The sequence below is a fragment of the Burkholderia sp. Ac-20384 genome, assembly GCF_017104605.1.
GTDB lineage: Bacteria > Pseudomonadota > Gammaproteobacteria > Burkholderiales > Burkholderiaceae > Burkholderia > Burkholderia lata.
In genome coordinates this window covers 1-7166 of the sequence record NZ_JAAGPE010000394.1, presented here as the reverse complement: position 1 = coordinate 7166, position 7166 = coordinate 1, and the positions used below count along the sequence as shown (strand labels likewise).

The 7166-nt window shown below is 68.3% G+C and carries 6 protein-coding genes; 2 read left to right on the top strand and 4 right to left on the bottom strand.

Annotated features, from left to right (window positions below; translation table 11 throughout):
* Positions 1–812, bottom strand: an 812-nt coding sequence (locus G3O00_RS38070; RefSeq protein ID WP_206146088.1) for an MFS transporter, incomplete at its 3' end; no start/stop codon positions are given.
* A gap of 94 nt (positions 813–906) precedes the next feature.
* Here G3O00_RS38070 and G3O00_RS38065 point away from each other — a divergent pair.
* Positions 907–1809, top strand: coding sequence for a LysR substrate-binding domain-containing protein (locus G3O00_RS38065; protein WP_206146087.1), 903 nt, complete (start codon positions 907–909; stop codon positions 1807–1809).
* Positions 1810–2075: 266 nt separating this feature from the next.
* Positions 2076–3431 carry a chitinase gene (locus G3O00_RS38060; protein WP_206146086.1) on the top strand — a complete coding sequence of 452 codons (1356 nt, stop codon included), beginning with the start codon at positions 2076–2078 and terminating at the stop codon, positions 3429–3431.
* Positions 3432–3548: 117 nt separating this feature from the next.
* On the opposite strand, the gene G3O00_RS38055 is transcribed toward G3O00_RS38060, so the two are convergent.
* The 3 genes from G3O00_RS38055 to G3O00_RS38045 all read right to left on the bottom strand — a co-directional run bounded on the left by G3O00_RS38055 (position 3549) and on the right by G3O00_RS38045 (position 6967).
* A complete protein-coding gene (locus G3O00_RS38055; protein ID WP_206146085.1) occupies positions 3549–4292 on the bottom strand; it encodes an IclR family transcriptional regulator in 744 nt (247 codons plus the stop codon).
* A 60-nt stretch (positions 4293–4352) separates the two neighbouring features.
* The gene (locus G3O00_RS38050; protein WP_174931468.1) at positions 4353–5519 is read right to left on the bottom strand and encodes an acyl-CoA dehydrogenase family protein; all 1167 of its coding nucleotides are present in this window, start codon (positions 5517–5519) and stop codon (positions 4353–4355) included.
* A 146-nt stretch (positions 5520–5665) separates the two neighbouring features.
* The gene (locus tag G3O00_RS38045; protein ID WP_206146084.1) at positions 5666–6967 is read right to left on the bottom strand and encodes a citrate:proton symporter; all 1302 of its coding nucleotides are present in this window, start codon (positions 6965–6967) and stop codon (positions 5666–5668) included.
* Between the last annotated feature and the right edge of the window lie 199 nt (positions 6968–7166).

Sequence of the window (7166 nt, the reverse complement as noted above, 5' to 3'; positions counted from 1 at the left end):
GGATGCCGGGCGGGACGCCCGGCCAGCGGCGTTACGACCACCGCCACCGGAAACACCGCATAGATCGCACCGATCCCGACCGTGCCGAAGCCGAACGGCGCGCGGGCCAGGCGCAGGCCGACGAACGTGAACGTCGCGACCTGCGACGCGAGCACGCATGCGCCGATCGCGAACGACGCGAGCACCGGGCCGCGCGTGACGATGCGCCACGACGATCCCGCACCGGCATCCGCATCGTGGTCGGTGCGCCGTGCAAGCGCACCGGACGCCGGCAGGCTCGCGTAGATCGCGCCCCCAGTGACGAGACACAGCGCCGCGACGACGTCGAGCGCATGCCGCCAGCCCCACATCGACGTCATCAGGTTGGTCGCGAAACGGCCGGCGAAACCGCCGAGCGTCGTGCCGGCGACGAACAGCGCGCTGATCTCGGCGGACGTGCCGCGATCGAAGCGCTCGGCGATATAGGCGATCGACAGCGCGAAGACGAACGGCATGACGAGACCGGCCGCAAAGCGCGCGCCGAGAAACGACGCGAAACTGCCCGCATGCGCGGACCACACGACCGGCAGCGCGACGGCCACCGCCGCGAGCGAGATCGCGACGCGCCGCTCGATACGTGCAGCCAGCACGCCGACGAACGGCGCGATAATGGCGACGGCCGTCGTGGTGGCGCTCACGCCCTGCCCCGCACGCTCGGCGCTGATGCCGAAGGTGGCCGCGAGTTCGTGCAGGATGCCCTGCGTCGAATACAGATTGAGAAACGCGGCGAAGCCGCAGAGAAAGAACGCGATGCGCGTGGTCCTGTCGTTCATCGGAGCTGCCTGGTCGTCGATGCCGACAGTCTGACGAGTGCGTCGCGTGCACGCCAATACCGTTTTCACCGCCATTGATACCGGAACGACAACAATGCTCGACCTGCGCCGCCTCCGCTATTTCGTGGTCGTCGCCGACGAACTGCACTTCGGCCGCGCGGCGTTGCGCCTGCGGGTCGCGCAGCCGCCGCTGACGCGCCATATCGCCGCACTCGAAAGCGAGCTCGGCGTCCGGTTGTTCGAACGTTCGACACGCGCGGTGCGGCTGACGCCGGAAGGCGCCGCGTTCCTCGACCATGCGCGCAACGTCGTCAGCGCGGCCGCCGAGGCAGAAGTGAGCGCGCGCAAGATTGCGCAAGGCATCGCCGGGCGGATCGTGATCGGCTATGCGAGTTCGATTCCGATGTCCGACACGTTCCCGGACGTCATCCGCGTCGCGAGCCGGACGATGCCCGACGTCGAGCTCGCGTTCCGCGAGGCGGCGACCGCCAGCCAGCGCCAGCAGATCGCGGACGGCACGATGGACATCGGCTTCGGCTGGGCGTGGAACGGTGCGCCTGGCGTGCCGGTGGCGTCGCTCGTCGTGTCGCGCGAACCGCTCGTTGCGGCCGTGCCGGCCGGCGATCCGCTCGCGAGCCGTGCGAGCGTCGACATCGCGAAGCTTGCGAACGCAACCTTCGTCACCTTTCCGCCCGGTTACGGTTCAGCACTGACCGCTGCACTGGACGACCTGTGCGCGCAAGCCGGATTCGTGCCGCGGATCGGCGCGACCGCCGCACAGATCACGACACTCGTGTCGCTGGTGGCCGCCGAACGCGGCATCGCGATCGTGCCGGGTTTCACGGCGACGCTGCAGCGGCCGGGCGTCGTCTACGTGCCGCTCGCCGGCACGCGCGCGGTCGAGCAGATCGTGTCGTGGAACGAGCCGTTCGCGTCGGTGTGCGTCGAGCGCTTCGTCGCACTGGCGCGCTCGCTGGCGCAGCCGCCATCGGCTTGAAGCGCGACGAACGGTGCGCGTAGGGCCGCTCTCACTCCCTCGCTCACTCGCTCGATCGGGAAAATCACCCGCGTCACGCGTTCCGGAACTGTGTCGAATCGGCAAGATCGTTACGTATCGGGATTCAAATAACAAAAAGAACTCCTGACTATTCACTATTCGATGCGAATCCTCCAAGATGGGCACGCCGTCGGACGGGCATGCCCGGTCGCCCGACCGGCGGCGATACGCGGGCCAGCGTATCCCTCTTCCACTTGGAGAACACAATGAACAACAATGTGTTGCCGCGTTTCATCCCGCGCGCACTTGCAGCGGGTTGCCTTCTTGCAGTGGCGAGCGTGTCCCAGGGCGCCGGCGTCTATGCGCCTTATGTCGACGTGACGCTTTATCCGACGCCGCTCGTCGACCAGATCGGCGTCCGGCAAGGCATCCAGCAGTTCACGCTCGCGTTCGTGGTCGCGGGCAACGGTTGCGTGCCGTCGTGGGGCGGCGTGCAGCCGATCGGCAACGGCGCGAGCGGCGGCCTGCTGACCGCCCTGTCGACGTCGATCGCGAGCTATCGCGCGAAGGGCGGCGAAGTCGCCGTGTCGTTCGGCGGCGCGAACGGCACGCCGCTGATGCAGGCGTGCACGACGGTTCCCGCGCTGGCGACCGCGTACCAGACCGTGATCGACACGTACGGCCTCACGCACCTCGACTTCGACATCGAGGGTGTGTCGCAGCTGGATACGGCCGCGGTCGCGCGCAACTTCCAGGCGGTCACGCAGTTGCAGGCAAGCTATGCGGCAAAGGGCAAGCCGCTGCACGTCACGCTGACGCTGCCGACGATGCCGACCGGGCTCACGCAGGACGGCCTGAACGTCGTCAACGCGGCGATCTCGAACCAGACCGTGTTCGATGCGGTGAACGTGATGGCGATGGATTACGGCCCCGCGAACCTCGACATGGGCGCGGCCGCGATCAGTGCCGCGCAGGCGCTGTACGCGCAACTCGATACGGCCTTCAAGTCTGCCGGCCAGCCGAAGACCAATGCCCAGCTCTGGCAGATGGTCGGCGTCACGCCGATGATCGGTGTGAACGATGTGCAAGGCGAAACCTTCTCGCTCGCGAATGCGCAAAGCGTGCTGAACGCGGCGGTCGGCAACGGCTACGGCTTCTTCGGCAACTGGTCGGTCGGCCGCGATCAGGCGTGCCCGTCCGGCGGCACGTCTGCGTCGCCGACCTGTTCGGGCGTCGCGCAGCAGCCGTACGCGTTCGCGACGATCTTCAAGCAGCTCGACGGCAAGTGGGGCGCGGGCGTCACGCAGGATCCGAACTACGGCGGCGGCTCGGACGGCGGCACGCCGCAGCCGGGCGCGCCCTGGGCGGCCGGCCAGGTCTATACGGCCGGCATGACGGTCACCTACCAGGGCACGACGTATCAGGCGCAATGGTGGACACAGGGCGACGTGCCCGGCCAGGCCGCCGTGTGGAAGCCGGTCGGCGGCGGCACGGCCACGTGGTCGGCGACCACCGCGTATTCAGGCGGCACCTGCGTGATGTACCAGGGCGCGAAATACTGCGCGAAATGGTGGACGCAAGGCGACAACCCGAGTGCGGGCGGGGTGTGGGTAAAGTCGTGATGCGGCATATCGGCCGCCGCTAGGCGCGCGACTCGCGCATCTAGGACCGTTCACGGCGATCGTCAGCGACCGGATCGCCGGCGGACGGCCCGCTGCTCGGCAGGACCCTGCCCGCTTTCAGCCGCGCGCGTGCTCGGCCAGCAGCGCGGCCTTCGCGTCGACGAGCAGCGCTGCATGCCTGTCGCGATGCTGGCGAATCCGCTCGGTCGGCCCGACCACCGACAACCCGTACCAGTCGCCGTCGAGCGTCAGCGCAACCGCGATCGCCGACAGCTCGGGCGCGCTCTCGCCGAAATTCTCGGCCCAGCCGAGTTCGCGAAACCGGGCGGTTTGCGCGACGAGCGCGGGCAGGTCCGCCACCGTCGCGTCGGTGAAGCGCTCGAACGGCAACTGCGCGCCGAGCGCCTGCTGCGCGTCGCCGTCCAGTTCCGCGAAAATCGCCTTGCCGATCGAGTTCGCATGCAACGGGCGCAGCTCGCCCGGCGCGCGCGTATAACGGATCGCCTGCTCCGATTCGACGACGTCGAGGTAGGTAACAGACACCCCCTGGATCTTGCCGAGCACGGCCGTCTCGCGGCTCGCGTCGCGCAGCGCGACGAGATGCGGATGGACGATGTCGACGACCGGATCGGTCGCGTCGATCGCGGCGGCGATCGTCTGCAGGCGGCGCGTCGGGTAGTAGCCGCCGCGCTTGCGTACTTCATACAGGTAGCCGCGGCTCACGAGCGTGCGTGCCATCGCGAGGCAGCTCGACGGCGGCACGTCGAGCAGGCGCGCGAGTTCGGTGAGCGGCAGCGGCCGCCGTTCGGCGGCGAACAGCTCGAACAGGTCGAGCGTGCGGGCAACGAGTTTGACGTCCATGACGAGCACTTGAATCGGAACGGGAAACCGCGCACCGGGCCGGCTGCAGGGTCGGTACGGTCAGTACGACTTCGGCAGCCCGAGCACCTTCTCCGCGATGTAGCACAGGATCAGTTGCGGACTCACGGGCGCGAGCCTCGGAATCATACACTCGCGCAGGTAGCGCTCGACATGGTATTCCTTCGCGTAACCCATCCCGCCGTGCGTCGCGACCGCCGTCTGGCACGCCTGGAACGCGGCTTCCGCGCCGAGGTATTTCGCGGCATTCGCCTCCGCGCCGCACGACTGCCCCGCGTCGTAGCGCGTCGCGGCCTTCATCACCATCAGCCACGCGGCCTCGAGCTGCATCCACGCCTGCGCGAGCGGATGCTGGATCGACTGGTTCTGACCGATCGGCCGGCCGAACACGACGCGCTCGCACGCGTACTGCGTCGCGCGGCGCAGCGCGGCCTGCCCGAGCCCGATCGCCTCCGCGGCGATCAGGATCCGTTCGGGATTCAGCCCGTGCAGCAGGTAGCGGAAGCCGTCGCCTTCGTTGCCGATCAGGTCGCCTTCCGGTACGCGCAGGTTGTCGATGAACAGCATGTTCGAATCGACCGCCTTGCGGCCCATCTTCTCGATCTCGCGCACTTCGACGCGCGACCGGTCGAGGTCGGTATAGAACAGGCTCAGCCCGTCGGTCGGCTTCGCGACCTGGTCGAGCGGCGTCGTGCGCGCGATGATCAGCATCTTGTTCGCGACCTGCGCGGTCGAGATCCAGATCTTGCGCCCGCTCAGCACGTAGTGGTCGCCGTCGCGGCGGGCCTGCGTGGTCAGGTGCGTGGTGTCGAGGCCCGCATCGGGTTCGGTCACCGCGAAGCACGCCTTGTCGCGCCCGGCGATCAGCGGCGGCAGGAAACGTGCCTTCTGCGCGTCGGTGCCGAACACCTGCACCGGGTTCAGCCCGAAGATGTTCATGTGGACGGCCGACGCGCCGGACAGGCCGGCGCCCGATGCGCTGATCGTGCGCATCATCAGCGCGGCCTCGGTCATCCCGAGCCCGGCACCGCCATGGGCCGGGTCCATCGCGATGCCGAGCCAGCCGGCCTCGGCGAGCGCCGCGTGGAAATCGGCCGGAAACCCGCCCGCGCGATCGCGCTCGAGCCAGTAGTCGTCGCCGAAGCGTGCGCAGATTTTTTCGATCGCGCTTTCGATCGCGCGCTGGTCATCGGACAGGTCGAACTGCATGGAATGCTCTCCTGGAAAAGGCTGAGCGGCCGCGCCGCTCTCAAGAAGGAAAACGCCAGGCGGCACCGAGGCTTCCGCTCCGAAGCGCGTCCCGTGGCGGGATGGCCCTCCCGGCGCGTTGATACCAAGCGGCAGGTCTCGCACGCTCACAACGGAAACACGCCCACGATCACCGCGGCGAACACCATCAGCACGGTGGCGGCGAACAGGAACGGGATCGTGAATTTCTGGTGCTCGGCGAGCTCGACGCCGGTCAGGCCGACGATCAGGAACGTCGCGGGCGTGAGCGGGCTGACCGGGAAGCCCGTCGTCATCTGGCCGAGCAGTGCTGCCTGCGCCATCTGGATCGGCGGTACGCCCAGCAGCTTCGCGCTTTCCGCGAGCACCGGCAGCACGCCGAAGTAGAACGAATCGGGGTCGAACAGCAGGCTGAGCGGCATCGACAGCAACCCGAGCACGAACGGCATGTGGCGCGCGTGCTCGACCGGCACGTGTGCGACGACCACGTCGGCCATCGCCTTCAGCATCCCGGTGCCGGACATGATGCCGGTGAACGCGCCGGCCGCGAGCAGCACGCTCGCCATCATCAGCGCGGCCTTGGCATGCGCGTCGATCCGCTCGCGCTGCGCCTGCACGTCCGGGTAATTGATCACGAGCGCGGCGACCGTGCCGAGCATGAACATCACCATCGGGTCGACGATGCCCGACACGAGCGTGACGAGCACGACGAGCGTCAGCACGACATTGATCCGGAAGCGTTCCGGCCGGCGCAATGCGCGCTCGGCGTCGGTCAGCGCACGCGGCGCGATCGCGAGCGACGCCGCACCGGCACGATCGAGCCCGAGCCGTTTCGCCTCACGCACGCCGAGCATGTAGGCGGTGCCGAACACGAACACGAGCCCGACGATCTGTACCGGAATCATCGGCATGAAGATCGCGGAACCGGGAATGTGCAGCGCCGCCGACGCGCGCAGCATTGGCCCGACCCACGGCAGGAAATTGACGCCGGCCGCCATCGACGCGACGCACGCGAGGATGCGGCGATCCATCCCGAGCCGCGTATAGAGCGGCATCATCGCGGGCAGCGTGACGAGAAACGTGACGGCGCCCGAGCCGTCGAGATGGATCAGCAGCGCGAGCAGCGCCGAGCCCATCACGATGCGCGGCGGATGACAGCCGATCACGCGTAGCACGCCCGCGATGATCGGGTCGAGCATGCCGGCGTCGTTGAGGATTCCGAAAAAAAGAATCGCAAAAACGAACATCCCGGCGATCGGGCCGATGTTCTGTACGCCGTGCACGATGAACTTGCCGGTCGCGAGCCCGAAACCGGCCGCGAGCGACGCGGCCACCGGCACGACGATCAGTGCGACGAGCGGCGACAGCCGTTTCGTGATGATCAGGCCGAACAGCGCGACGATGGCGATCGCGCCGATCCATGCAAGCATGATGCGTCTCCTTTTCAGCCGGTGCGCCCGTGCGGGGCCCGGCGTGGTGTTCGAATGGTCGTGCATGGCCGTGCGGCGCCGTCGGGCGAGCGGCACGGCTGGCGGCTGCGACGCCGGTCAGTCCCGGCGCGTGTCGTGGTCGCGGTCGTTGGCGTCCGCGTCGGCGAACACCCGGGCGGCGTGTTCGTTCAGCGCGGGC